Below are 24258 nucleotides of genomic sequence, written 5' to 3'. Positions count from 1 at the left end.
GATTAAAGGGTTATGTTACTGTTCAGAGTGATTGTGCAGAAATCGTGATATTCATCGTGATATCTATCGAAGTGCTGTAAGGGCAGTAGCGTAGCCATTCCCGAAGGGCTATATGGCCCTTCCCCCTTACAGAGACGTTTGAGTCGATTCGGTAGGTGTGTTGTCTGGAATCAGTCGATCAATCCACTGCAACAGCACGATTAGGAGAAGGAGGGATAGAGCCGAATAGACATCGCCGCCCCAGCTTTCGTGCAGCCAGTGAAACGCACCTTCACGTCCCGTACCGTGAAAATAGGTCAGCGCCGCATTTCGCACAATATTGGCCGATACACTGACGACGACAACTCCGCCCAGAAATAGCCCGCTCTTGAGCCGCGAGGATAGCGTACCCGTCCAATACAGCAGCATTAAGCCCACGTACAGGCTGGTAAACAGCATCTTTAGCCCAGCACAGTGGGGAGCTACTTCGACAGGACTGTTGAAGTTGTTATTGACGTATAAATAAATCTGCTCAATATGAACTTGAATGCCCGCCTGCTGCAGAATAAATCCAGCAGTTCCGGCAATGAAGCGCTGCAGCGGTAAGATGTACGGCTCAATTAAATAAGGCAACTGGTTAGGCGTCGCTAGGAAAACCAGTAAGAGCGGAAAACCTTGTAAGCGAAATCCGGCCCAGCCCTTCAGTGACAGGCACAGTCCCGCCAGCACGAGCGGAAACGAAAAGTTAATCAAATCCGGCAGGCGGCTGAGGTAAAAGATGCCACCTAAAACGAGGCAGGCAATGCCCAGAGGATGGGTGGCATCCGACAGCTTGCGCCAGCGCGATCGCAAATTCCAGGCAATATAGGCGGCAAAGGGCAGGCCAATTAACCCATGACTGAAGTACTCATGCTGGATGCTGATCGAGTTTTTAACCAGCCAGCCATGTACCCAGTGAACCAATAGCGGTGCATAGAGGATCACCAGCAAAGCTGCGATCGCAATATCCAAGGCGTAGCGCTCGATGGCGATGGGGACTTTCCGTTTCAGATGCATCATTGTTTTTATCCGGCCATTGATGACCAAGGTGTTTGAGTTTCTGCGGCAGTCGCGACAATTGTCTTAATCGTATCCACAACCCGATCGACCTGAGCATCCTTCAATCCTGGATACATTGGCAATGATAAAATTTCTCGACTGAGCGCTTCCGCCTGGGGAAACTGCCCAGCTTCATAGCCTAACTCTTGAAAACCTGGTTGCAGATGGCAGGGAATTGGATAATGAATGCCTGCGCTGATTTGCTGTTCGGCCAGTTGAGCCTGGAGCTGGTTACGATCGATGGGGCAGTCCGCCGTTACGCGCACCACATATAAATGATAGACATGCCCCGCCTCACTGTGATTTTCAATCGGGAGCAAACCCTGAGATCGCAAGGGCGCGAGCTGTTCGTCGTAGCGACGGGCAATCCGGTTGCGATCAGCATTCCAGGTGGCTAGATGAGGCAGCTTAACGTTGAGAACTGCGGCCTGAATCGAATCCAAGCGACTATTCGTACCGTTGCCTTCGGTGTGGACGTATTTGCGAGTAGCTCCATAGTTCCGTAGCGATCGCACCAGGCGAGCCACATCCGCATCACGGGTCAGCATCATGCCGCCATCACCGAATGCACCCAGGTTTTTGCTGGGATAAAAACTAAATGCAGCAGCAACACCGACCGAACCCGCTCGATAGCCTTCCCGCTCGGCCAGATGAGCCTGGGCGGCATCTTCAAACACAATTAGGTCATAGGTGCTGGCTAAATCCAATAAGTGGCGGGGCGACACCATTTGGCCATAGAGATGCACCGGAATGATGGCTCGCGTCCGGCTAGTAATTGCTTTTTCGGCAGCGGCTAGATCAATCAGCGCAGTTGCCGGATCGCAATCCACCATCACGGGCGTTGCCCCAGTGCGGAGAATGCCGATTAGCGTGGCAATAAACGTATTGGCAGGCAAGATTACCTCGTCGCCTGGCCCAATCCCGCAGGCCGATAGCCCAAGTGCGATCGCATCTGTACCGGATGCGACACCGACTCCATATTGGGTATCACTGAGGCTGGCAAAGTCCGTTTCCAGCTTGGCTAGAGCCTTGCCCAGGACAAAATCGCCTTGTTCAATCACGGTCTGGATGGACTGCTGAATCTGATCAGCAATGGGCTGATGCATACAGGACAAATCAACAAACGGAATAGGTGCAGTCGCAGGTTGGCTCATCGGGTTATTCGTCGCGGGATAACTCATAGTTCAAGCACGAAGGGGATAGAGCGAGTAGAGCGATTGCATCAGCTTGCTCTAACTCTGTTATGAAGGATCAGCTCCCAATTGAACACCCTTAGACCATGAAGTGTCTGTGAAGAAATACCTAGGCTCACAGCTTGCACGAGTATCCGTTGCTTGGGATCTGGATGGGCAAGGTGCAAGCCGTGAGTAAACCGATATCGACTTGATGGACTAGGATGAATCAGTAGCTCAAGTTTGCTATATTCATCGTTCCCGTCCCAATGAGTCTGATTGCGAATTGTCTAAAAAATTCCCAAATTTTACGGAGAATTGGCAGTTTACTTGCTATGACGTTTCGGTATCTGGAACAAGTGTGGCGATTCTCAGGTCAAACTTTGTACCATGATTAGCGAGTACCCTCGGTGCCGATTGGTTTTCTCATCTTGCCTTATGAAATTGCTGACGCATCCATCTGTTTTTGTGTATCCTTCACCCCGCCTTCCGGTTGCCAAACCGATAGCGAAATCCCGCCATTTTTATCGAATTTTGCTGACAGCAACCGTGATTGCTTCACTGTGGGGGTTGCCCTTAGCAGTGCAGGCTGCCACACCAGCGGATCGTCGGAATCCTATGATATACACCGCATCTAACGGTCGGATGACGGTGGATGAGCATTTTAATCGGGGTCTGCAGCGAGTCAGCCAGGGCGACTTTGCTGGCGCGATCGCAGATTTTACAACTGTTATTCAGCGGCGACCTGATGCACTGGAAGCCTATAGCAATCGGGCATTAGCCTACGTACAGGTTGAAAACTACGCAGCGGCCTTAGCTGATGTGGAACAGGTACTCCAGCTTGATCCCAGTAATTATGAAGCAATGAACCATCGCGGCATTATTCGTGCGCAGCAGGGTGAATTACAAGCCGCAGTAACTGACTTTACACAGGCGCTTTCGCTGAAACCCAACTATAGTGAAGCACTCTACAACCGGGGCATGGCTTATTACAACCTGGAAAACTATCCGGCTGCGATCGCAGATTTCACCAATGCGCTAGAAATTCAGCCCAATGCCGCCGAGATCTATGGGCAGCGTGGACTCTCTCACTACGCAATGGGCAACCGTCGTCGCGCCATCTCCGACTTACGCTTCGCCGCAGATTTATTCCAATCCCAAGGCAATCGTGCAGGCCACCAGCAAACGCTGGCGCTGATTGAACAGATTCGATAGCCGATTAGGCTCTCTCTCATAAAAACTGGTTTTTATTTTTTGTGAACGTCAGGCAGAGCCTGACGTTCACAAAAAATAACTTGGGTTCTTTCTATTTGGATTCGGTATAAGGAATAAAGTTCCGTAAGTTCTAACGAACTGGTGATGTCCCGAGCGTACTGCATCGCTAGCATAGAAGCATAGCTAGCACTACGGTGTTGAAGATGCGACGAATCCACCGCGTTTTGATTGTACTGATCTGCATCTGTGCGATCGCGCTTTCAGCTTGCTTGGGGCCTCGCTCAGCCGACTCGGATGCCACGGGATCGACCGAAACAGCGGAGGTTACTGACGCTCAGCCCGACTCTACTGCAAGAGATGCAGAAAAACCAGTTGATCTAGAAATATCAAGCGAAGAGCAAGCCAAAATTGCCGATATCGCCTATCTGTCTAGACGAGCTAATCCAGCACCCGTCCGAGAACGAATCGTTCTGCTGGCCCTTAAATATGATCTAGATCGAGCCGCTATTGAAAACGTGCTGTACGACTATCTCCAAGAACACAGCGGCTTCCAAGGAGATTCCAACTTTACCCGCACAATTTACGAAATCCGAGATCGCTACGACATCCCGACCCAGGAAATCGCTCAAATTTTACTGGACTACAAAGCCTGGCTCAGCCTCAACAAGTCGCCGATATAGGGAGTTTAGTTAAGAGTTGGTGGTTGATGGGGGTGCAATCGCACCCTCATCAACCACCAACTATCAACCAAAAAGGGACTGCCAACTTTTGACAGCCCCTTTTAATTTACCTATTCAAGCCTAGACTCAACTAACTAACTGACATCCTCAGTCTTAGTAGTCGTCTTAGTAGTCAAAGTCACCGCCCATACCAGCGCCAGCGCCAGCATTCTCCTTCGGCTCAGGCTTGTCTACCACGATACACTCCGTAGTTAGAACCATGCCTGCGATAGAAGCTGCGTTTTGAACTGCGGAACGAGTTACTTTGGCAGGGTCAACAATACCCGCTTCGAACATGTCTACATACTGGTTGTCAGCCGCATCGTAGCCAACGTTGAAGTCTTTTTCTTTTACGCGCTCAACGATGACTGCACCGTTTTGACCTGCGTTCTCAGCGATCCGCTTCAGAGGAGAAGTCAGTGCCCGAGCAACGATCATTGCCCCCGTCAACTCTTCGCTAGACAGGTTGTTGGTTGCCCACTCTTCCAGAGAAGGAGCCAAGTGTGCCAGCGTGGTGCCGCCGCCAGGAACAATCCCTTCTTCAACCGCAGCCTTGGTTGCGTTGATCGCGTCTTCTAGACGCAGCTTACGATCCTTCATTTCGGTTTCGGTTGCTGCACCTACTTTGATGACCGCAACACCACCAGAGAGCTTAGCCAAGCGCTCTTGCAGCTTCTCTTTGTCGTAAGAAGACTCGGTTTCTTCAATCTGACGACGGATTTGCTCGCAGCGAGCCTTCACTTCAGCCTCGTTACCTTCAGCAACCAGGGTGGTGGTGTCCTTGGTGATGGTGATGCGACGAGCTTGGCCCAGCATGTCGAGCTTAGCGCTGTCGAGCTTCAGACCCACATCTTCGGAGATCACCTGACCGCCAGTCAGAACGGCGATGTCTTCCAGCATGGCCTTACGACGATCGCCAAAGCCAGGAGACTTAACAGCCGCAACGTTCAGTACACCGCGCAGACGGTTAACAACCAGGGTGGCCAGGGCTTCCTTTTCGATATCTTCAGCCAAGATCAGGAGGGGCTTGCCAGCGCGAGCAACCTGCTCCAGCACAGGAACGAGATCCTGTACCAGGGTGATCTTCTTGTCGGTGATCAGGATGAAAGGCTCCTCAAGAACCGCTTCCATCCGCTCGGTGTCAGTTGCGAAGTAGGGAGAAATATAGCCTTTTTCAAAGCGCATCCCCTCAGTCACTTCCAGCTCAGTCGTCATAGACTTGCCTTCTTCTAGAGAGATGACGCCTTCCCGACCGACTTTGTCCATGGCCTCGGCAATCATGCGGCCCACTTCTTCGTCGTTACCAGCTGAGATCGTACCAACTTGAGCAATGCTGGTGGAATCTTCGATGGGACGAGCGTGATCAGCAATTTTCTCAACTAAAAAGCCGGTTGCTTTGTCGATACCGCGCTTAAGGGAGATGGAGTTTGCACCAGCGGCAACATTCCGCAGACCCTCTTTGACCATTGCGTGTGCCAAAACGGTTGCAGTGGTAGTACCGTCTCCAGCAGCATCATTGGTTTTGGAAGCAGCTTGGCGAATCAGAGAAACGCCCGTGTTCTCAACGTGGTCTTCCAGTTCGATTTCTTTAGCAATGGTGACACCGTCGTTAACGATTTGAGGTGCACCGAATTTCTTTTCGAGAACAACGTTGCGGCCCTTAGGTCCAAGGGTAACGGCTACGGACTCAGCCAGGATATCCATACCCTTTTCGAGAGCACGACGAGCATTTTCGTTGTAAATGATGCGCTTAGCCATAGATTTTCAGCGTTCCTTTTGTACAAGTAGACAAATAGGTGGACAAATAACCAGATTGGATTGGATGAAGCAAAAAATTGAGATCAACTAGTACAAATCGCTCTTACTGGATCAGTCAGCAGACCCTATACGAGCTAATTAGTGCAAGTCAGCTCAACATGAACATAAAATCAGAGGGACAATTACAAGTCCTAATGTCTTAGTTGACAACAGCCAGGATGTCCTTTTCCATAAGCAGAACGTACTCATCGTTGCCTAGTTTAATGTCGGTGCCAGCGTACTTGGAGTAGAGAACCTTGTCGCCAACTTTGACTTCTAGCTCTTGACGAGAACCGTCATCATTGCGACGACCAGGGCCAACCTGAACGACTTCACCAACTTGGGGCTTTTCCTTTGCAGAATCTGGAAGAAGAATGCCACCAGCGGTCTTTTCTTCGGATGCGCTAACCTTGACGAAAACGCGATCGCCCAAGGGCTTCACGGTAGACACGCTTAGAGATACAGCTGCCATAAAAACTCTCCAAACTCTTTAACTTGCAGTAACTGAACAAAATTCTGGTTGCAGACCAAAGCTGCCTGTTCGCAAACTAAAACCCACTGAACCAGCAACTCAAAACGTAACTTAACCGTTAAGAACAACCGCGTACAGAGGGTTTCGTCAGTGCTAAGTTCGAACGAATCATATATCGAAGCGTAGAATTTAGCACTCTTGCTTTCTGAGTGCTAATTTAGCGAAGTCCCAGTTGCGATCGCAACTCAGTCCGATGTACGGGTTCCCGAACTGAAGTGTTTTGCTAGATCTAAAAAGAGCGGAATGAGAGCAGAATCGTTTCAAATAGGGATTCGTTCAGTGATACTCTATAAAATGGCAAATCAAAATCGAAATGATTCTTAAAGTGGCGTTCGGCCATGAATATATGGCTCCGCGTGTTTGGCAAAGGACATCATTATCATTCATTTACTGATGAACTGATGCAGCCAAAGCGTCGAAAACGCAGAATTCCCGCGCGAAGTTGCTTTGAGAAGGTCTACTACCGAATCCGCCGATAAAAGCTAAATCTGCTTTCCTGGTGTGGAAGTCTTGCACTGCGAGAATTTCGCTCGGAAATCACTTGGGGCTTTTCAAATCGGATTCCGTATAGCAGTATTTGTCTGAGAAGAAATCATAGATAAGCTAATCACGAGATAGGCGCGAGCATGGTCACCACTGCAGAGAAAACAAACGTTGGCTATATCACACAGATCATCGGTCCTGTCATTGACGTTGAGTTTCCCAGCGGCAAGCTGCCCGAAATCTACAACGCTCTGAAGGTCGAAGGAAAGAATGAGATTGGACAAGACGTTGCTGTGACTTGCGAAGTGCAGCAACTCCTCGGCGACGGTCAAGTCCGTGCAGTTGCGATGAGTTCTACGGACGGATTAATCCGTGGCATGGAAGTGACTGATACCGGCTCCGCAATTAGCGTTCCGGTTGGTGAAACGACCCTAGGCCGCATTTTTAACGTGCTGGGTGAACCCGTAGACGAGAAAGGGCCTGTCAGCACGGAAAAAACTTCTCCGATTCACCGCAGTGCTCCTAAGCTGACTGAGCTAGAAACTAAGCCTCGGGTGTTTGAAACTGGCATCAAAGTTATTGACCTGCTGGCACCCTATCGTCAAGGTGGTAAAGTCGGCTTGTTCGGTGGTGCGGGTGTCGGTAAAACAGTTCTGATTCAGGAACTGATCAACAACATTGCGAAGGAGCACGGTGGTGTATCCGTGTTCGGCGGTGTGGGTGAGCGGACTCGTGAGGGAAATGACCTCTACAACGAATTCATCGAATCTGGCGTAATCAATGCTGACGACCTCAGCAAGTCCAAAGTAGCGCTCGTCTATGGTCAGATGAACGAGCCACCCGGTGCGCGGATGCGAGTTGGCCTGTCTGCGCTGACAATGGCTGAGTACTTCCGCGATGTCAACAAGCAGGACGTTCTGCTGTTCATCGACAACATTTTCCGCTTTGTACAGGCGGGTTCTGAGGTATCGGCGCTACTGGGCCGGATGCCATCTGCGGTAGGTTATCAGCCCACTCTGGCAACTGAGATGGGTGACCTGCAAGAGCGGATTACGTCTACCACTGAAGGTTCCATTACCTCGATTCAGGCGGTATACGTTCCGGCGGACGACTTGACCGACCCTGCTCCGGCCACCACTTTTGCTCACCTCGACGCAACAACGGTACTATCCCGTGGTTTGGCGTCCAAAGGTATCTATCCGGCGGTTGACCCACTCGATTCTAGCTCCACCATGCTCCAGCCGGATATTGTGGGTGAAGAGCACTATGACACCGCTCGTGCAGTACAGGCAACTCTACAGCGTTACAAAGAACTGCAGGACATCATTGCAATTCTGGGTCTAGATGAACTGTCTGAAGACGACCGCCTGACCGTTTCACGCGCTCGTAAGATTGAGCGTTTCTTGTCCCAGCCGTTCTTCGTGGCTGAAGTCTTCACAGGTATGCAGGGTCAGTATGTTTCTCTAGAGGAAAGCATTAAGGGCTTCCAGATGATCCTTAATGGTGAACTGGATGATATTCCTGAGCAAGCCTTCTACCTCAAGGGCAACATCGACATGGTGAAAGAAGCTGCTGAGAAGATGAAAGAGAGCTAAGGGCATATCTAAAAGCTAGATAATGAACCCTTCAAGTTAGCTGTAGGGAGTGTGATCGCGAAATAGCGTCACACTTCCTGCAACCGACGACACAGCACTCATCCGTCAAACACTGGCAAACATTGGAAGCAAATTCATCATGGCATTAACAGTTCGTGTCATTGCACCCGATAAAACGATCTGGGATTCACCCGCTGAAGAGGTGATTTTGCCCAGCACAACGGGGCAGCTTGGTATTTTGGGAGGTCACGCTCCGCTGTTAACCGCGCTGGATATTGGCGTTATGCGGGTGCGTGAGAATAAAGAATGGGTTGCGATCGCGCTCATGGGTGGCTTTGCTGAAGTTGAAAATGACGAAGTCACCATCTTGGTTAACAGCGCTGAACGCGGCAGCAACATTAACGTTGAGGAAGCTCGCTCAAACTTTGAGTCTGCAACGGACAAGTTAAACAGCGTCAGCGACGATGATCGTCAGGCTAAGATTCAAGCCACTCAGGCCATGAAGCGGGCCAGAGCTCGGCTTCAGGCTGCTGGCGGCATGGTTAGAGTCTAGTCTACGGCTCATAAACCTATGGGTTTAAAGGCAAGAAGCGGGCAGATATCTGCCCGCTTCTGCTTTGTTGAGTCGCTCTATTTAACAAATGATGGGTTATGCGATCGCTAACCCATCTTGCAAATGCTTAACTGTCAACGGTGTTCATAGTCACCCAGGATTACAAACCAAAGGGTTACGAACTACCCACTTATAGTACCTTGTAACCTGTTTGCTGTAAGCGTTTTGAGGTTTGGCCTAAACTAATGGCCTAAATTTTAGCCTAAATAGGGCTGATCATTCCCATTCATGAGAGGGCTGATTTTGCCCCTTAAATATCCGCTCTTCTAAATAATGAAGCCTCTGATAAAGACCACCTATTGCTGATTGTGCCCACTGCTGAAACCCTAACGAGCAAGCCGGATATTCTGCTGTTAGGGGTGTGATTTTGGGGGAGCGTAGCGCTCAATGTCCTGCTCTATGTTGTTGAGCCTGAGCCGGATCTCATCAAAGCGCTCATCTTCAGCTTGCATCAATGCCGCTAGACTGGCCGCCAGTTGCTCATAATTCCGTTTTAGGTGATTGAAATCACGCTCGGCTGCATATCGCTTCTCAACAGATCCGCGATACCACATGATTAACCCGCCCAAAAACGATGCGATTGAAATGACGAGTGCGATCGCAGTTGCTGCGTTGTCCATTGGCTCAAGTCCTCTCAGCTCTCAGGCTGGATCATAAGCTTCTAAGTAAAGTTGCCAGTTACCAGTAGAGACTATCCAGCGTCGGTACGGTGGCAACATCAAAAAACCAATTTTTCTAAGCGTCACTCCAGAGATTTTGTAAGCGTTTGGAATCGGCAGCTCTACTAAATCTTCAGTGACCTCTTTTGCATAGATTTTGATTCCAGGGGATACAAAATCATCGTCAAAGACCTGAGTGATAATTCCTCTCGGCCTCCATTGCGGATTTACATCCCAAATTTGAGCGATGCGAAATACTTCTAAGTCAGTTGTCAAATCCCACAACTGCCATTCAAGAGAAGGGGTGAGACTGCCCATAGGCACGTAGGACGGCATTAATGTGCCTCCTCAATGTCAGCCATGCGCTCGTCATACTCTCCACCGTAGAGGTAATCTTCCAGCTCCGATGCAGAGGCAGGACGCAAAACGCCTGACTCTGCATCAGCTACCATCGCGCACTGTTGCCCTATGCCATTGGAGTAATGCTGTTGCATCCAATCCAGCGGCGTAGACAACACCACATCGAATAGTGGATCACCTGGTAGCAAAAGCTGGCTCATTAACCTACCGCGATATATTGACGAGAACCGCCAGCCGGGCCCCAACCTTCGGGGAGTGAATCAAACCGAGCTGGAGCCACAAACGTGGTAACGATGTCATTTCCACCCGCGCCAGCATAAGTCCGGCTTGCCCGTGGAGGCCGTGGGGAATTAGCCCCAAACACTAGATCTGTTGCTCCCGCTGACGGAATCTCAATTCCCAGTCCAGCCAAATCAGCCTCAATTTTGTTGTAGAGGGCAATTGGCATGTTCCAGGCATATTTAATTGGCCCAGTTGCGTTCCCATCTGCGTTAGTAGAAACCGAAACCGTGATAGATCGGCTAGAGGTTGAAGGCCGACGAACAAACGGTCTAGTTGTTGCCCAACCATCAGCTTTTAACGCGGCATAGTTCGCGTGAAAGTAAAAACTAGATTCGTATTCGTCTGCGTTTAACCTGCTAGCTCGTCCGGGTTTAGGAGCGCGTGCGCCAAAAATCAAATTTTGAGGCAATGCAGCAAAGTTAACGTCAGTATGTCCGCAAGCTGTAGATGTAGCTGCTTTACAATTAGTTTTCCATCCATAAAGAATTGGAGAACCGTTGTAGGGCTGGACATACACAGCCCGTGTTGGATCATATTGGTTTGTACTTGGCATTAGAAATCACCCTCCTAATTGGTGTTAGAAACTATTAACTAAAACGCCAAATTAGGGGGTAATTAAGCCGGTTCGTCTGCTACATCAACAGATGCGATGTTGACATCAAAGGTCATGGTGTAGCTCTTGCGAACTTCGTTTGGCCCTTGTCCAGTCGGGGTACTTTCAGAAGTCAGCATTTGAGCAGGACGAGCATTCTCGGCTAATGCTTGAATATTGGTGTGCATCGCCTTTGCTAGCTCAAAGGCAACTTTGCGACCGTCGCCCGTAGTGGCGTTTGCTTCAGCCGAAGTTAGTCCGCCAAGTGCCGATAGGGGAATAACGATAGACTCAGCCGTTACGGTGCCGCCTGCGGCTACCTCTTCATAACCGGGAAACAGTTGAGTAGGAATAATTGCTGCCATGAGTAGATGCCCCCTGATTGGGTTGCTTGGGTGTGCAAATTAACTCTAGGCAAGGGTTTCAGCCTGCGTCAATCACGTATAAATACGTATGTCTTAAGAGACGACCCTAAGGGCGCGGCAATAAGACATGGCATTTACCGTTAACAATTCTTTACACGTTTGTTACCAAGTAGGCCCTTTCTTTCATGAGCTGGTTATAAACCGCCTCAATATCTAAACCAGTCTCTCTGGAAAGCCGCTCTAGCAACGGGCCTCTAGGTTTATAAAAATATGTCCTACCAAAACTGGTTTTAGTTTTCCGGATTGCGCGACGGCTGCATGTAGAAAGTTTTGGATAAAGAATTAAGTTCATGGGATAGGTGTGAAGTCGAACGGCTCTTGACTCGGCCAGAGTTCAATCCTGACCGTTTCTGTACTATAAGGTTGCCCTGATAAGTCTTTGATTCCCCCTGTGTCGCTGGTCGGTCGCCTCACTACCAACGTTGCATAGGCCGGATACATTCGTACCGCTTCCTTCCTCAAGTTGGGATGGCGATCGCCTTCTCTAGAAACCGAGATGGTGAGGATTTCTTTGGTGCAGAGCTGGTGGAGTTCCCTCAGTTTGTCTTCTGCTTCTGTTTCGGTTGCACCATAGACGCTCATCTGCCGGCCGCCTTCCAGATTGGCAGTACAGCGGCAGCGGCCCCAAGTCCACGACTTAGCAGCGGTTTTAATCTCATTCCAGGTTAGTCCCACCTCGACTTCTGGAATGGTGTAGCTCACTTCCTTAACCCCTTCAGCGCCTGGCGCAGGTGTCCACGGTGGACGCTCGACGGACTTCCACACGATGGTTAGCTTCCGGCGCTGGACTCCTCCGCGCAGAAAATCCGGCAGCGGCATACCAACTACTTGCCCAATATCGCGATCGTAGACAGCACGGGAGAGAGCAAGTGTCGTTTCAATGTTCTGTTTTGCGAGTTCCTGTGTCCCTGTCAGCACGATATTGGCATTTGGGGCTCTATTGTCGGGAGTAAGCTTAACGCCTCGTTGGGGGCCAAGATATTGCTCTTGAGCGAGCTTCTGTGAGCGGTAGAAGTCTTCAATTGAATAGGTGACGACATAGCCTATCTCAATCAGGGAGTCTACGGCTCCCTCTACAAAGTTCTCTACGAAGGTTCGGACATAATCATTCTCGATTTCTTCGATCTTCTCCTCAATTGCGCCCGCAATTGTCCACGGTTCCCGCTGCTGGGTGATCGGCTTCAGCCCGAATAATTCCCGCCTGCGAGCGAATAGGAGCGTACTGAGAACAAAATTACGGACAAGACTGTTTCGGGTCTGACTAAGGAATGCCCTCAATTCGGCTCTAGTTTCGTCGGTTCCCTCCTCTAGCAGGTCTAGAAAGACCTTACCGGCTAAGACCGGCCATTTAAGAGTGGCCAGACCGGCGATCGCAATTGAAGCGAACCAGACCGTCCCCACTCCGAGAAGTTCCCCCAGTTGCCCCACAATCTGCAGATTGTTAGCTCTGATCTGAGATTGAATTTGCGCGTCTGTCTGGTTCCAGTCGAAATAGGCAATCTCAAAGCTCAAGGTAAGAATGATGTCCCACAGATTCCGGAGCAACCAGCGGACTACATTCTTAATCACGCCAAGGGCGAAACCAATTAGACGGCGACCGATGCCCAAAATTCGGCTAACGATGCCGTCTTCGTTGGTTTGCTCTACATCCGTCAGTGAAGCAAACACGTCGATCAGCCGTTCACCAATGGCGCGACGAACTACCTGCGATTTGAGAGCCGATCGAGCGATGCTTATAACAGACATTAGCTTTGGTCATTCTCCTCTTGTGCGAGGTTGTCCACCTCTGGCCGTGGGTAGCGCTGGTTAACCCGTGCGCCAGTCGGGTTATTTATCTCGTCAAGGAACTCTCTCCAGCCTTCCTCACTAGCAGCTCTATCGGCTTTAACCTGGTCTATTATTCCCTCTCCATAAACCAGGTCTCCTGGATTGAGATTACGCATGAATGCGGACTTAATGATCTCGGCGGCGATCAGCGTTCGGGCTAACAGATCTGCAATGGTGGCTTTGTCCTGGTTCTCCCATCTGGGCATCCGCTTTGTAGACTCCTTCATAGCCTCGCTGAGAGACCTTGCACCAGGGTTAATGGTGTATTTCACCGGCTTATTCCGCTCATTGCCCTTGTAGCCAAGATACTCGGCATTTCCTTTGGCATAGTCAAAGGCTTGAGTTGCCACGTTGCGAGTAGCGATCACTTCCGTGATGGTTTTGAATGCCAGCTCGGTCTGGATATCGGCCTCTGATGAATTAGCCAGCAATAGCCCCAATATTTCGGCTAGGGCCTCTGATGAGTTGCCAAATTTCAGCGTCTGCTTTTCTCCTGAGAGGTCTTTATAGTCAATCTCTAGCGGCCATGCTCCGATGGTTTGGTCTAGCTGTTTGAATAGCCACTCTTGCCAGCTCAGATGGTCATAGATCCGAATGTTATTGGTGTTTGGATCTGCAATGTCTTCTGGCACTTGCGCCGGTAGTCGGTGATGTCCTAGCCGATGGTAATCGACGGCAGAAAGAGAGCTAAGCAGCCCTAACAAGCTGGTGACAATGCGAGTGTCGCTGACGAGTTGGTCATCGTCATCATAGTGAGCTAACCGTGATTCCCTGATTCTGCTCTCAGGGTTGAATTCCAGCGAGGGAGATTCTGACTCGTCAAACCAAGCATCGCCACCTAATATCTCGTAAATGCGGCGCATCAGCTTCATGTCGAAATCCTTTAGAGTCAACGCTAAGAGCCAGATACCTTGACCTTGGTTAAAGGTTTCAAATTTTGGTCTCTCTTCAGAGTCAGACGGCAAAATTGACAGGGATGTGATCAGGTCGATTGCCTGCAAGGTCAAATTTAGACGAGTGTTAAAGCCCTCTGGCGATGCCGTAAAGCTTGGGGCTCCATCGCTACCGGCTGGAGCAATCGAGAGAGAGGTTTTCACCTCTGGTATCCGCAACTTGAGATCTAATCTGAATTTTCCTGGCCCCTCTTTTACAGCTCGGAACGTTGGGCCAGAGCCACGGTTAACAGACAAGCTAGTTTTAATGGATTTGATTCCATCACCCTTTTCTCCTTTCTCCCCTTGTTCTCCCTTTTCCCCTGGCAGCCCCTTCTCTCCCCTTGGGCCTGGCAATCCTCTCCGCCCTCTGCGGCCTGGCTCACCCTGATCACCTTTTTCTCCTTTCGGGCCTCTTGGCCCTCGAACATACTTCACTTCTGGTTTACACTCGCAAAACGTGCATGGATTTGGATATCTCGGCATTGGCGGCGGCGGTGGTGGTGGTGGTGGTTGACCAGGGCAGGGGGTATCACTGGGTAAACCATCGTTTCTCTGTATATTGACATCAACAATTACAGGATCGGGACAATTATTCCCAGTATTAGTAGCGTTATTAAAAACATATTCAGCGGGAGCAATAGGAGTAGAACCTGTCCCCCCGTGAGTGAAATAGATGGCAAATCTTCTATTAGTTTGAGGGGGTTCTGTCCATGCCCAACGAATATCTGTGACCGGCCCCCAAACAGTCCTAGTCAGGGATCTAATTTGAGTCGCGCAAGAGAAGCTACGTGAAGCTTGAAAGAAAATTGTCACATCATACGGAATAATACAAGCGCCTTCTTTGGGTGGGCATTTCTTACACTGACAAAATCGCCTCCACTTTGAATCAACCCAAGAGTTAAACATTTGGTCTAAAGTCCTGTAGACAGGATTAGATCCTGTAACTCTATGATGTGATTCCGCTGGACTCCCACAAAAAGTGAGAATATCCCATGCTCCCTGAAGAGCTAATGTATTTTGATAGGTTCGTGTTGGAAAACTGCCACCTAGCCGAGCATTTTGGCGAGGGCCAAAACCCGTTACTCTTTGAATAAATGGCGGAACCAGCATCTCAGAGAGATAAATAGTTACAGAGCTAGGCGCGTTTGATTTAGGCTCAGAACCACATGGGCAAGACTGCATATCAATTAATAATTATCAGCATTAATTGAAGGAATTGTTACCGATTCATACAACAAAACAGCAAAAGAATAGCGGCCATATGTGCTTTGAATTAAGTCATCTTCAATAATGTCATATCCCGTATATTCAATTGCAACTTGGCGATTGACAGTATCTAAACCGCGCTGAGATTCATTTAAATTATTAGTTTGATGTGTAAGTAAGCTAACAAAAAGAGCCTCTGCATTTGCGGTGGAGAAGTCAGACACAGGAGAGGGCGCAGATATAAAAAAGGAAGCAGGTATGAACAACCCGGCTTCTGTTGTTGTTGCTCCACTGGCTAACCTTTGGGCTCCAGTACCGAAGACATCATTAAGCGTTGGTTCTGACATAATTAGAAAACCCGTAATGAGTATCTAATTATAGAACTGATGACTAGAACAGTTAAACTACTTAGCTTTGGATTACTTGCTGCTGCCGGATTAGCGGTGCTAGGGGTGGTGGCGTGGGAGTGGCAAAAGGGGTTACATCCTTACATGTGGACACTCCAGCCAATTGATAAACAAACGGCAGATATTCAGTGTCTGGGTGTCGCTTTTTTAGGGCTTTATGTTTGGGATGCGGATAAGTGGAGATGTGCCCAAAACGTATCCCTAAGAGAATCAAATCAATTTTCATCGATCTTGGACGATCCAAACTGCAAATTATCGACAGATTACCAAGTACAATGCCGCGTTCCGAACAAAACCTTAAGTTTTATTTTTGAAGACCAAAACTGAAAAAGAGCGATCGCAGTTTTCCCCGTGCGATCGCTCTGTTCTCTATACGATGTCGTCAAACGCTACTCGTCAATGGTAACCGACTCATCTGGGCAAAACTCAACAGTGATTCTCAATCGTCCTTTTTGCCAACCCTGACCAGGCCGGAGCACTGTGCAGGGCATTCCGCCGTCGAACCACTGATCATACTGAACCCCTCTATTGCTTCTGACAACCTTGTTTAACTCCTCAATAGTAAAAGTTTGAGCAGAAACCAGTCGGGCACTGCCTTTATAAGACACAACCACATCAGGTTTTAACGGGTGAAATTCCATGTCTACTCGAAATCAGAAACATCTGATTTAAAGTGCCCTAGTTGCATCAGGACGCAACATCCTTATGATGGTTCGAGCCGTTGGATAGCAGAAGCATGTAATAGTACGCTCTAGCCTGGTCGGGGAGAGCGTTGACAATAGCCTGCAACGTCTCAGCATACAAGCTGGCTTTTCCTTGACGAAAACGGCTGATCTGATTCTCCCCCACTCCAGAGAGGGTAGAGAGCTGAGAAGCCTTTATATCAAAGAGTTTTATCGTTTGATTCAAAGCAGCACGTTGATCCATTTTTACCGCTCCATCTAGTAGATCAATGATGGAGCGGGTTGCACTAACTTGCAACTTACACATATTGCAAGCTTGCACTAAAATTAACAAGTTGTTGCAGTATCTTGAAATGAACTTAGCAGAATTCCTAACAGCCTCTTTAGACCAGCTATCAGAGGCTTCAGGCATGGATAAAACACGCTGGAGTAAATACTTTAATGGCAACCCCATCTCTGAGCCAACATTAAACAAGCTAGCTCAAAAGCTAGACATGGAGCCAAGTACGCTGTTTTTCGGAATATGTAGCCGAAGAAAAAAGGGAGATTGCAAGTTAATGCAATCTCATGTAGCATGATTGAGTTGTTTCACGATCTTGCAATTTTAGAAATGACCAACCATGATTCAGCAGATCTCAAATCCTGGTTAACGGGGTTCTCCCGTCTCTATTTCCAGAGCTGTCACCCCGACTTAGACCCAAAGGACTTGCAGCTAATCGAGCGAGAAATGAACCGGCTCGCCAACTGCATCGTGGCGACATTGCCGCGCATTCCCACTCAGGCGATTCTGATTCCCAACATCAACGAAACCTATGCGATCAGCATCGATCCAGATTGGCACGAATACCCTGGCCACTGTCGCCACGAAGCGTTTATTGTCACCCCTTGCATTTCTCTGAATGCAGCACTCAAACCGATGGAGCTAGTGGGCTAAACGATGACACCTGAGCAACGTATTCAGCGACTGGAGAGGCAAGTCATAGCACTCAAGAATTCTTTAATTCTGGTGATGAGAGAGGTCTACAAATTTCCAGAGGCCGATAAAGGACGCCTTGAACACATTGCAACCTCTCTCAAGTCAATCAAACCACCCACTGAGAGCTAATCCTCAATGAGGACTCAATTCTACCTACAGCAGCCCCACCAGGGGCTTTTTTTGTGAACTTCGAGCAGGAACTATGTCTAGACAAGATAAAGAAATTGCAGAGGCTAAGCAATGGTTGGACGAACACAACCGCAAAACTCAGGAGATAGCCCAAGCGTTTGAACCGAACCCAGTGCGATCGCACATTGAAGATTCGATGGAGAAGGAGATCTTCGAGGCCGCCATCTCCTCCAGAAATCCTGAGCTGTCATTAGGTGCGATCGCAAAATCATTCGGCGTTAGCACGTCAGTGGTGGAGGGCATCGCCAAACGGCTCGTTGGTCAGCGACTGGGCGTTGATGCCGACGCGGTGAAGTACCGCAAAACAGTCGAGCGAATCAAGTCCATCTACGAAAACATCGAAGATCCGGGCCTCCAGGCGTGGAAGATTCAGCAGATGGCCAGAGAGGTTAGGCGATCGCCTGCTCAGTTGCTGGAAGCGTTCAACAAATCGCTACTGGCCCAAGGAGAGCTGAAGGTTAAAAAGCTGAAGGATATCCGAAAAAAGAACATCACAACTAACTGGTTGGTACCAGGTTGGATGGTGAAAGGAGAACTCATCCTTCTACATGGCGACGGCGGCAGCGGCAAAACTCTACTGGGCTATCAGATTTTAGAGAAAGTCATGAAGGGGGGAGACCTGTGGGGCTTTCCCCTGGCCCCCCACAAATGCGCATTAGTACAGCTAGACGAGCCAGAGCGGACGTATCAAGAGAGATTAGATCTCAGGGATATGTCTGGCGAACTGGATGTACTGGACGAGTGGCAAATCGAGCAACTACCCCTACTGGCAAGATTCCTAGAAAGAGAGCAGATCGAGTTCTTACTCATTGACTCCCTAACTGGCATTAACCGCAACTGCCTATTTTCAGAGAATGACACAGAATATGCTCGGCCTCTCCTTCACCTGGCGGACGTACTAGATCGTCTCGCGTGTACCTGCCTGCTCATCCATCACAGCAGCGCACTGGGGAGAGCGAGGGGCACAACCGCAATCAGAAACAGTGCCAATGCAGTCTGGAATCTCAGGGAGGGAGACGTACTCAATAGGCGCAAGCTGGTTGTGGACAAAACGAGAACGGGAATGTTGCCGGGGAATTATTCCCTAGAGTTCGACGAAGACACCCTGACTTTTGACTACCTCGGATTAGAGGGAGATGAGGACAGCGCGGGAAGCGATCGCTTACTGCTCTGGCTAGGAGAAGACCAAAATAAAAACCGTCGATTCACAGCGAGGGAGCTGGCGGAGTTGACCGGGATAAACTCCAACACGGTTCGTAGACGAGTTTATGAACTTTATGCGAAGCAGTTAGTAGAGCGTGTCAAGACCCAAAATGGATATGCTTACTACTTGGCTTGTAAAGAAACGTTAAATGTGATCGCAGGTGATCACTGTCACAGTGACACCCCGATCACTCTCTGTAATAAAGACACAGGAAGGATTACAGATAGAAGTGATCGCTTGATCAGCGGATCTCCTGAAAATACAAAAGAAAATCCTAGAGATCTACTGATCACTGATCACTTACCCCCAAACTCACCTAATAATCAGGGTTCTACAGGTGATCACCCTCATGATCACCCTCCAACCCGATCAGATCATCCAGATCACCCCGATCATCTCTCCAGTGATCGCGATCACAACTGTGAAGCGAAAATAAACGGCAGTTGGTACCGAGCCAAATTTTTAGGCGAACGCCAAAACATGAAGATCTTGCCCGACAGCGGCAAGTTGGGTGTCTGGGCACGAGTAGAGATACAGGGCAAAAAATACGAAATCCCGATGAATCACGTTCGTTTCGGTTCACCTGTGACGGTAGAGGGTGTAACCGATGACTAAGCGATCGCAGTGGGTCAGCACATCAGCCGCAGCCGCTGCTGTGGGTGTTTCTCCCCAGTTCCTGCTGAGAAACAGCTCCAAACTGTTTCGAGCTGGCACGCACTACCGCAACAAAAACCCCAAAGCCTACCGGCCTACCTACCAATGGCACGTCAAAAACATCGAGAAACTGCTATCTACTGAGGACTTTTAAACAATGCTGAAAGATTTTCATCTTCGATTTGTAGAGCGAAATCCACTGCGAATTGTGCAGGCTTTTGGAGTGCTAGCCGAACAGAGAGAGCGTAAGCCTGCTGATGCAGCCAATTTATTCAATGAACTTACTCTGTTCTCTACAGGTCAGGCTACTACTCTCCCTTTAGATTTTGGTCAGGTTAATTTGTCTGTGGTTTACCTGGATCCTGCTAAAGACCCGCATCGAATTCATTTGAGATTGCATTCCTTTCTTTCCGATGGTTTTGAGGTAAAAGTCGTTTTAAAACCTCTCACCAAGGCGGGCGATGAACATTTATTTAAGCTTTCTGATGTTTTAGAGCAGTATTGCCCTAACCAACGTATTCCAAAACCCGAATGGGTTGAAGATTGGGAGTTTTCTTGGGGTTCACAAAGCCAAGGAGTAACGCCACTATGAACGCAGCCTACAAACGCGAATACACCAGCCCCCACAGCGGTTTAACTGCTGGCATAGAGTTCATTCTTGAAGACGGTGAAACCCTTTCAGAGACACGAGATGCCAGAATCCTCGAACTGCTCCAGCACTGGCAAGCTGGTTTTGCCGTCCGGCAGCCGTCATGGATTCAGCGATGGGAGTTCTGGGGGGCGCGGTCGGTCGGCTCTGGCAACCAGTAGCTCATAAACCTGTTGATGATGGTTCGCAGTAATCCACCGCTGATAGGTTTGGGTGTGAACCTTCAGACTGTGCCCCATCTGGTGAGCTGCCATCTCACTAGGCCATGAAAAGATCGCCGTTCGGATAGCCCAAGCATGTCGCAAGTCATACGGCTTGAAAGGCAGCTTGGGCGATAGATACGCCGATACTGCACGTCCAAGCTGCTCATTTAAACGATTTAAATTGACATTGGGGAAAATGCGATCGCCTAGCTTCCAATCCTCAGCCCATTCGGGATAGCACGGCCAAACCGCTCTCGATCCGGTCTTTGTCCCATCCATGACATGCACGATCGGAAATTCGCTCAAGTCCAGATGAAAGACCTCATGATTTCTCAAGCCATAGGTCGCCATCATGCCGTAGATCCATCGCCAACCAGGATTTGCTATCTTTGAGCGATATATCGAAATCAGTTCATCGCTGGGTAGGTCACGGGGGCTAACTCGCTTTGGGGAATACTTTCCCGCTAAATGTGAGATGCTAGACTCTATCCCAGCGTTTCTCAATAATCGGTTGAACGCCATCACGCAACGCTTACGGGTCTTTGAGTCTGATTCCAACTTCTCCACCACAGCCGCTAGATACGCCACATCTAGCGGCTGTTCTATGTCCAGTTTTCTAAATGCTCTCTGGTAGTTTGCGTTCCATGTGGTGATTGTTCCACCGTCCTTAAAGTACTGTCTCTCAAGCTTCCGTATCTCATCACCGATCATCGGTGCCACTGGTGAGGCCGGAGAGAAATACTCGTTCCAATCAAATTCGCCACAGTCCAGCAGCGCTCCTACTTTTCTCGCTTCCTTCTCTGCCTGCCGGAGTCCTGCCGGATTTGCATGGATGCCTATCGCTAACCTCTGCTGATAGGGCTTGGATTTGTTGCTGGTTGGTTTTGGCGGCAGAGTTGCCCGCAAAACCAGCATCGATCCGCGTTGCTCAATCCGTACTCCAACCTTGGCTGATTTGAGCCTACCGTTTGCCTGTGAAATCTTTCCCTCAAGCATTGGACTAAATTTTGGCCTAAAAAACAGTGATTAATTATGTTTGATTAGTGCCGATTAGTGCTAGTTTATTTGTACTTTAAGCGCTCAAAACGCAACAGGGAGCGGTTTTGATGCCGCTCCCTGTTGGTATACCGTTGCTCTAAAATAGGTGTATTACGGGTTACGAACTACCCGTGAAGATCACTTCGGGAAACTTCTGCTGGGCATCGTTCATCGGGCGCTTCCGACCTTCTTCCTGCCAGTAGTTAATCACCTCAGTTGCCTTGTTGAGGACTTCAATTTTTTCAGTCTCGTTAATCCAAGACTTGCCTTCTAATTCAGCTTTGAGCTGTTCCCATGCATCATTTCGCGGCCAAAAGAAATAGGACGTGAGGGGGCTAGTGCCCTTTCCCACAACCTGATCCACTGCTAACGCAACGTTTTCTTCGAGCCAAAGCACTTTGAGTACGAACCTTGACAAGAATACCTCCAGAGCCATTTTGGACTGTTAGACTACAAACCTTTATCATACCGGATAATCGCGCAAGTGAATGAGAATTATGCAAGCTGAAACTGAATTGTGGAGTTTAGTCGTTTTTGACATTGATGGGGTGATCCGGGATGTCAGCGGTTCCTATCGTCGAGCACTGGCAGATACGGTTGAAGCCTATACCCAAGGGGCCTATCGGCCAACGACAGCAGATATCGATCAGCTCAAGTCTGAGGGCATTTGGAATAACGATTGGGAAGCGTCTCAAGAGATGGTCTACCGCTATTTTGAGGCGCAGGGCAAAGCGCGATCGCAACTCGATCTCGACTATGCCGCAATGGTGGACTTTTTCCAGAGCCGCTATCGTGGTCAAGACCCAAATAATCCCGATCAGTGGAACGGGTACATTTGCAGTGAACCGTTGCTGACAGAGCCACAGTATTTTCAGCATCTGACTCAAGCTGGCATTGGCTGGGGCTTTTTCAGTGGCGCTACCCGTGGATCAGCTAGCTATATTCTGGAAAAACGCCTTGGTTTACAATCACCAATTCTGGTTGCAATGGATGATGCTCCTGGTAAGCCTGACCCGAATGGACTGATGGATACCGTGCAGCAAATTCAGGCATCCTGGCAAAATTCTTCATTGACCGATTCCACAGCACAGCCAGAACCACAGCCCAATAACCTACCTGTGCTGTACTTGGGTGATACCGTGGCGGATATGCAAACCGTCAAAAATGCTCAGCAAGCTTATTCAGACCGTACCTGGATTGGAATTGGTATTTTGCCGCCTCATGCTCAAACGGAAGCTGATTATGCTGAACGCTATACGCAACAGCTCAAAGCAGCCGGAGCAATGGTTGTATTCAAAAATGTGCAAGACTGCGATCGCGACCAAGTGAAAGCTTGCCTGCAAGCAGTCAACATATAGTCATACACAATCTGCTACCGAAAGCCAAAGCCCTTTTTGTAGAAGCCCCGCCGCGCGAAGCTTTTACAAAAAGGGGGCGTCTAAACTTCGTTTTCGCGGTTACCAATTGCCATTTGCAGAACAATCGGTTCACCATTTTTGTCGTGATACTTATCGGCCCAGCCACGAATAATTTCGTCTAGCTCATCTAGTGCTGTGCCAATTTGGTCAGATGGAATTTCTAGTTCTTCTAATACTCGCATTGTATGGACACGGCGATCAGCCCAATCCTGCATCAGGCGGAAGAAGCGGGCCGTATCCTCCATCATCACGTAGGATCGCTCTTCGTCACTGCTAGGAGAATAGGATGCTCGCGTCAGCGCATAGAATGGCATGCTCCAGGGAGAATCGATGCGCGTGACAGTGCCAGAATACAGCAAGCGGCGGCGAATATGCTCAGCCAGCGCTTCACTCAGGTTCATGCGGCGCTCAGGCGGCAACTCCTCCTGCGATCGCGCATGTAGAAACTCGATTAGCTCAATAAACTGAAACGAATTGATGATCTCAGCATCGGGCACATCATCCGGCAGTTTCTCTTCAATCTGCCGCTTTTCGTCTAGCGTCAGGCTGGTGCTAGAGATGCGAGAGCGTCCCGGCTGCCACGAATATTTTTCCATCCATAAGTAAGGAAGCTGAATCAGGTAGCGGGGCTCTTGCGATCCCAGCATCTTCAGCAGTTTGCCCTCGGTTAGGGCTTCCCGCACTTCCTCGACAATCACTTTGACCCGTTTGGGTTCAATGTGATGCAGATGGCCCGTCATGCGCAGGTTTTCGCCCTGCTCAATATAAGTGGTATAGATTGCGCATTTAGCCGCTGTAGCCGCTGCATCTAGGAAAGCACCGTGTCGATGACCGCTGGTACGCATTGCCACGAAGGCAAGGTATAGCAAAATCTGATCAATCGAACTGGGATGTAATCTTTGGATAATCAGATTAGTATCTTGACTCATATCGATGTGCGATCGCACTTGAGGGGGTACTCCTTAGATAAACAGCCTTAGTGGGCGAAATTGTCCTTTATCAGGGTTTTCCAACCCCAAAAGCCACCGTCTAGCTGAGCATAATCAGCTTAAACCATTTCTTACGACTTATCACAAGGTTTGTGGTTCGAATCTAGCATAAATAGACCAATTTTCTAATGACTGTAAATCGAAAGAGGTCTTTTGCTAGATCATCATGATTTACACTGAACTTACTCAGCCGTGATCGTGTTGAAAGTGCTGTCTACGATACACCAACTACTCATTTCATGCCATATCTATGACACATGAATGTAATGATCTTAGACACAGAAATAAATGATTTGGATCAGCCGCAGAGTAAATCTCGCGGGGCGCTCAAATTCCTATCCCCGCCGCAAGCGGACGGG

At 49.2% G+C, this 24258-nt stretch carries 28 protein-coding genes; 11 read left to right on the top strand and 17 right to left on the bottom strand.

Features of this window, described 5'->3' with window-relative positions; translation table 11 throughout:
* Positions 1 to 126: 126 nt before the first annotated feature.
* Both crtB and AC286M_RS11990 read right to left on the bottom strand, forming a co-directional pair.
* Positions 127 to 1038, bottom strand: coding sequence for a cyanoexosortase B (crtB, locus tag AC286M_RS11995; protein ID WP_488204620.1), 912 nt, complete (start codon positions 1036 to 1038; stop codon positions 127 to 129).
* Positions 1039 to 1043: 5 nt separating this feature from the next.
* On the bottom strand, positions 1044 to 2258 hold the full coding sequence (locus AC286M_RS11990; protein WP_488204619.1) for a DegT/DnrJ/EryC1/StrS family aminotransferase: 1215 nt from the start codon (positions 2256 to 2258) through the stop codon (positions 1044 to 1046).
* Between the two features lie 429 nt (positions 2259 to 2687).
* Between AC286M_RS11990 and AC286M_RS11985 the strand changes: the two genes are divergently transcribed.
* A complete protein-coding gene (locus tag AC286M_RS11985) occupies positions 2688 to 3464 on the top strand; it encodes a tetratricopeptide repeat protein (RefSeq protein WP_488204618.1) in 777 nt (258 codons plus the stop codon).
* A gap of 203 nt (positions 3465 to 3667) precedes the next feature.
* Positions 3668 to 4144 carry a hypothetical protein gene (locus tag AC286M_RS11980; RefSeq protein ID WP_488204617.1) on the top strand — a complete coding sequence of 159 codons (477 nt, stop codon included), beginning with the start codon at positions 3668 to 3670 and terminating at the stop codon, positions 4142 to 4144.
* Between the two features lie 165 nt (positions 4145 to 4309).
* Here AC286M_RS11980 and groL read toward each other — a convergent pair whose 3' ends face one another.
* Entirely contained in the window at positions 4310 to 5941 is a 1632-nt protein-coding gene (groL, locus tag AC286M_RS11975; RefSeq protein WP_488204616.1) for a chaperonin GroEL, read from the bottom strand.
* Positions 5942 to 6140: 199 nt separating this feature from the next.
* Complete coding sequence (groES, locus tag AC286M_RS11970; protein ID WP_488204615.1) at positions 6141 to 6452, bottom strand: co-chaperone GroES; 312 nt, start codon at positions 6450 to 6452, stop codon at positions 6141 to 6143.
* Positions 6453 to 7138: 686 nt separating this feature from the next.
* Between groES and atpD the strand changes: the two genes are divergently transcribed.
* Both atpD and atpC read left to right on the top strand, forming a co-directional pair.
* Positions 7139 to 8590 carry a F0F1 ATP synthase subunit beta gene (atpD, locus tag AC286M_RS11965; RefSeq protein ID WP_488204614.1) on the top strand — a complete coding sequence of 484 codons (1452 nt, stop codon included), beginning with the start codon at positions 7139 to 7141 and terminating at the stop codon, positions 8588 to 8590.
* Positions 8591 to 8729: 139 nt separating this feature from the next.
* A complete protein-coding gene (gene atpC, locus AC286M_RS11960; RefSeq protein ID WP_488204613.1) occupies positions 8730 to 9143 on the top strand; it encodes an ATP synthase F1 subunit epsilon in 414 nt (137 codons plus the stop codon).
* Between the two features lie 413 nt (positions 9144 to 9556).
* Here the strand turns inward: atpC and AC286M_RS11955 are convergent, their stop codons facing one another.
* The 8 genes from AC286M_RS11955 to AC286M_RS11920 all read right to left on the bottom strand — a co-directional run bounded on the left by AC286M_RS11955 (position 9557) and on the right by AC286M_RS11920 (position 15836).
* Entirely contained in the window at positions 9557 to 9823 is a 267-nt protein-coding gene (locus tag AC286M_RS11955) for a hypothetical protein (RefSeq protein ID WP_488204612.1), read from the bottom strand.
* A gap of 21 nt (positions 9824 to 9844) precedes the next feature.
* Positions 9845 to 10198 carry a hypothetical protein gene (locus AC286M_RS11950; RefSeq protein ID WP_488204611.1) on the bottom strand — a complete coding sequence of 118 codons (354 nt, stop codon included), beginning with the start codon at positions 10196 to 10198 and terminating at the stop codon, positions 9845 to 9847.
* Positions 10198 to 10422 carry a hypothetical protein gene (locus tag AC286M_RS11945; protein ID WP_488204610.1) on the bottom strand — a complete coding sequence of 75 codons (225 nt, stop codon included), beginning with the start codon at positions 10420 to 10422 and terminating at the stop codon, positions 10198 to 10200. Before AC286M_RS11945 ends, AC286M_RS11950 begins: the two co-directional genes overlap by 1 nt.
* Positions 10422 to 11057 carry a hypothetical protein gene (locus AC286M_RS11940; RefSeq protein ID WP_488204609.1) on the bottom strand — a complete coding sequence of 212 codons (636 nt, stop codon included), beginning with the start codon at positions 11055 to 11057 and terminating at the stop codon, positions 10422 to 10424. Before AC286M_RS11940 ends, AC286M_RS11945 begins: the two co-directional genes overlap by 1 nt.
* Positions 11058 to 11119: 62 nt before the next feature.
* A complete protein-coding gene (locus tag AC286M_RS11935) occupies positions 11120 to 11461 on the bottom strand; it encodes a hypothetical protein (protein WP_488204608.1) in 342 nt (113 codons plus the stop codon).
* A 348-nt stretch (positions 11462 to 11809) separates the two neighbouring features.
* Positions 11810 to 13267, bottom strand: coding sequence for a hypothetical protein (locus AC286M_RS11930; RefSeq protein ID WP_488204607.1), 1458 nt, complete (start codon positions 13265 to 13267; stop codon positions 11810 to 11812).
* A complete protein-coding gene (locus AC286M_RS11925) occupies positions 13267 to 14445 on the bottom strand; it encodes a hypothetical protein (RefSeq protein ID WP_488204606.1) in 1179 nt (392 codons plus the stop codon). Before AC286M_RS11925 ends, AC286M_RS11930 begins: the two co-directional genes overlap by 1 nt.
* Before the next feature lie 1025 nt (positions 14446 to 15470).
* Positions 15471 to 15836, bottom strand: a complete 366-nt coding sequence (locus AC286M_RS11920; protein ID WP_488204605.1) for a hypothetical protein — start codon at positions 15834 to 15836, stop codon at positions 15471 to 15473.
* 39 nt (positions 15837 to 15875) lie between these two features.
* On the opposite strand from AC286M_RS11920, the gene AC286M_RS11915 reads away from it, so the two are divergent.
* Positions 15876 to 16223, top strand: a complete 348-nt coding sequence (locus AC286M_RS11915; protein WP_488204604.1) for a hypothetical protein — start codon at positions 15876 to 15878, stop codon at positions 16221 to 16223.
* Between the two features lie 62 nt (positions 16224 to 16285).
* Here AC286M_RS11915 and AC286M_RS11910 read toward each other — a convergent pair whose 3' ends face one another.
* Complete coding sequence (locus tag AC286M_RS11910) at positions 16286 to 16537, bottom strand: KGK domain-containing protein (RefSeq protein ID WP_488204603.1); 252 nt, start codon at positions 16535 to 16537, stop codon at positions 16286 to 16288.
* A gap of 46 nt (positions 16538 to 16583) precedes the next feature.
* The gene (locus tag AC286M_RS11905) at positions 16584 to 17054 is read right to left on the bottom strand and encodes a helix-turn-helix domain-containing protein (RefSeq protein WP_488204602.1); all 471 of its coding nucleotides are present in this window, start codon (positions 17052 to 17054) and stop codon (positions 16584 to 16586) included.
* A 108-nt stretch (positions 17055 to 17162) separates the two neighbouring features.
* Between AC286M_RS11905 and AC286M_RS11900 the strand changes: the two genes are divergently transcribed.
* The 5 genes from AC286M_RS11900 to AC286M_RS11880 all read left to right on the top strand — a co-directional run bounded on the left by AC286M_RS11900 (position 17163) and on the right by AC286M_RS11880 (position 20412).
* Positions 17163 to 17513: a hypothetical protein gene (locus AC286M_RS11900; protein ID WP_488204601.1), complete on the top strand. Its 351-nt coding sequence runs from the start codon at positions 17163 to 17165 to the stop codon at positions 17511 to 17513.
* A 244-nt stretch (positions 17514 to 17757) separates the two neighbouring features.
* Positions 17758 to 19563: an AAA family ATPase gene (locus AC286M_RS11895; protein ID WP_488204600.1), complete on the top strand. Its 1806-nt coding sequence runs from the start codon at positions 17758 to 17760 to the stop codon at positions 19561 to 19563.
* Positions 19556 to 19756 carry a hypothetical protein gene (locus tag AC286M_RS11890; protein ID WP_488204599.1) on the top strand — a complete coding sequence of 67 codons (201 nt, stop codon included), beginning with the start codon at positions 19556 to 19558 and terminating at the stop codon, positions 19754 to 19756. The genes AC286M_RS11895 and AC286M_RS11890 overlap by 8 nt, the downstream gene beginning before the upstream one ends.
* A gap of 3 nt (positions 19757 to 19759) precedes the next feature.
* Entirely contained in the window at positions 19760 to 20194 is a 435-nt protein-coding gene (locus AC286M_RS11885) for a hypothetical protein (protein ID WP_488204598.1), read from the top strand.
* Positions 20191 to 20412, top strand: coding sequence for a hypothetical protein (locus AC286M_RS11880; RefSeq protein WP_488204597.1), 222 nt, complete (start codon positions 20191 to 20193; stop codon positions 20410 to 20412). Before AC286M_RS11885 ends, AC286M_RS11880 begins: the two co-directional genes overlap by 4 nt.
* Here the strand turns inward: AC286M_RS11880 and AC286M_RS11875 are convergent.
* Together AC286M_RS11875 and AC286M_RS11870 are read right to left on the bottom strand one after the other, a co-directional pair.
* Positions 20353 to 21450: a site-specific integrase gene (locus tag AC286M_RS11875; protein WP_488204596.1), complete on the bottom strand. Its 1098-nt coding sequence runs from the start codon at positions 21448 to 21450 to the stop codon at positions 20353 to 20355. The genes AC286M_RS11880 and AC286M_RS11875 overlap by 60 nt on opposite strands.
* Before the next feature lie 160 nt (positions 21451 to 21610).
* Positions 21611 to 21910: a 30S ribosomal protein PSRP-3 gene (locus tag AC286M_RS11870; RefSeq protein ID WP_488204595.1), complete on the bottom strand. Its 300-nt coding sequence runs from the start codon at positions 21908 to 21910 to the stop codon at positions 21611 to 21613.
* Positions 21911 to 21989: 79 nt separating this feature from the next.
* On the opposite strand from AC286M_RS11870, the gene AC286M_RS11865 reads away from it, so the two are divergent.
* Positions 21990 to 22850 carry a TIGR01548 family HAD-type hydrolase gene (locus tag AC286M_RS11865; protein ID WP_488204594.1) on the top strand — a complete coding sequence of 287 codons (861 nt, stop codon included), beginning with the start codon at positions 21990 to 21992 and terminating at the stop codon, positions 22848 to 22850.
* A gap of 80 nt (positions 22851 to 22930) precedes the next feature.
* Here AC286M_RS11865 and hetR read toward each other — a convergent pair whose 3' ends face one another.
* Positions 22931 to 23839 (bottom strand): heterocyst differentiation master regulator HetR, encoded by a 909-nt coding sequence (gene hetR / locus AC286M_RS11860; protein WP_488204593.1) that lies wholly within the window; start codon positions 23837 to 23839, stop codon positions 22931 to 22933.
* Positions 23840 to 24258: the final 419 nt, after the last annotated feature.

The organism is Thainema salinarum CENA647 (assembly GCF_057732415.1).
Note: the sequence above shows the minus strand (reverse complement) of the source record. Positions and strands in the feature narration are given on the sequence as shown.

Excerpts from the sequence above, each read along its gene's own strand:
- crtB (WP_488204620.1), bottom strand. The coding sequence starts at position 1,038 with ATGATGCATCTGAAACGGAAAGTCCCCATCGCCATCGAGCGCTACGCC.
- AC286M_RS11990 (WP_488204619.1), bottom strand. The coding sequence starts at position 2,258 with ATGAGTTATCCCGCGACGAATAACCCGATGAGCCAACCTGCGACTGCA.
- AC286M_RS11985 (WP_488204618.1), top strand. The coding sequence starts at position 2,688 with ATGAAATTGCTGACGCATCCATCTGTTTTTGTGTATCCTTCACCCCGC.
- AC286M_RS11980 (WP_488204617.1), top strand. The coding sequence starts at position 3,668 with ATGCGACGAATCCACCGCGTTTTGATTGTACTGATCTGCATCTGTGCG.
- groL (WP_488204616.1), bottom strand. The coding sequence starts at position 5,941 with ATGGCTAAGCGCATCATTTACAACGAAAATGCTCGTCGTGCTCTCGAA.
- groES (WP_488204615.1), bottom strand. The coding sequence starts at position 6,452 with ATGGCAGCTGTATCTCTAAGCGTGTCTACCGTGAAGCCCTTGGGCGAT.
- atpD (WP_488204614.1), top strand. The coding sequence starts at position 7,139 with ATGGTCACCACTGCAGAGAAAACAAACGTTGGCTATATCACACAGATC.
- atpC (WP_488204613.1), top strand. The coding sequence starts at position 8,730 with ATGGCATTAACAGTTCGTGTCATTGCACCCGATAAAACGATCTGGGAT.
- AC286M_RS11955 (WP_488204612.1), bottom strand. The coding sequence starts at position 9,823 with ATGGACAACGCAGCAACTGCGATCGCACTCGTCATTTCAATCGCATCG.
- AC286M_RS11950 (WP_488204611.1), bottom strand. The coding sequence starts at position 10,198 with ATGCCGTCCTACGTGCCTATGGGCAGTCTCACCCCTTCTCTTGAATGG.
- AC286M_RS11945 (WP_488204610.1), bottom strand. The coding sequence starts at position 10,422 with ATGAGCCAGCTTTTGCTACCAGGTGATCCACTATTCGATGTGGTGTTG.
- AC286M_RS11940 (WP_488204609.1), bottom strand. The coding sequence starts at position 11,057 with ATGCCAAGTACAAACCAATATGATCCAACACGGGCTGTGTATGTCCAG.
- AC286M_RS11935 (WP_488204608.1), bottom strand. The coding sequence starts at position 11,461 with ATGGCAGCAATTATTCCTACTCAACTGTTTCCCGGTTATGAAGAGGTA.
- AC286M_RS11930 (WP_488204607.1), bottom strand. The coding sequence starts at position 13,267 with ATGTCTGTTATAAGCATCGCTCGATCGGCTCTCAAATCGCAGGTAGTT.
- AC286M_RS11920 (WP_488204605.1), bottom strand. The coding sequence starts at position 15,836 with ATGTCAGAACCAACGCTTAATGATGTCTTCGGTACTGGAGCCCAAAGG.
- AC286M_RS11915 (WP_488204604.1), top strand. The coding sequence starts at position 15,876 with ATGACTAGAACAGTTAAACTACTTAGCTTTGGATTACTTGCTGCTGCC.
- AC286M_RS11910 (WP_488204603.1), bottom strand. The coding sequence starts at position 16,537 with ATGGAATTTCACCCGTTAAAACCTGATGTGGTTGTGTCTTATAAAGGC.
- AC286M_RS11895 (WP_488204600.1), top strand. The coding sequence starts at position 17,758 with ATGTCTAGACAAGATAAAGAAATTGCAGAGGCTAAGCAATGGTTGGAC.
- AC286M_RS11890 (WP_488204599.1), top strand. The coding sequence starts at position 19,556 with ATGACTAAGCGATCGCAGTGGGTCAGCACATCAGCCGCAGCCGCTGCT.
- AC286M_RS11885 (WP_488204598.1), top strand. The coding sequence starts at position 19,760 with ATGCTGAAAGATTTTCATCTTCGATTTGTAGAGCGAAATCCACTGCGA.
- AC286M_RS11880 (WP_488204597.1), top strand. The coding sequence starts at position 20,191 with ATGAACGCAGCCTACAAACGCGAATACACCAGCCCCCACAGCGGTTTA.
- AC286M_RS11875 (WP_488204596.1), bottom strand. The coding sequence starts at position 21,450 with ATGCTTGAGGGAAAGATTTCACAGGCAAACGGTAGGCTCAAATCAGCC.
- AC286M_RS11865 (WP_488204594.1), top strand. The coding sequence starts at position 21,990 with ATGCAAGCTGAAACTGAATTGTGGAGTTTAGTCGTTTTTGACATTGAT.
- hetR (WP_488204593.1), bottom strand. The coding sequence starts at position 23,839 with ATGAGTCAAGATACTAATCTGATTATCCAAAGATTACATCCCAGTTCG.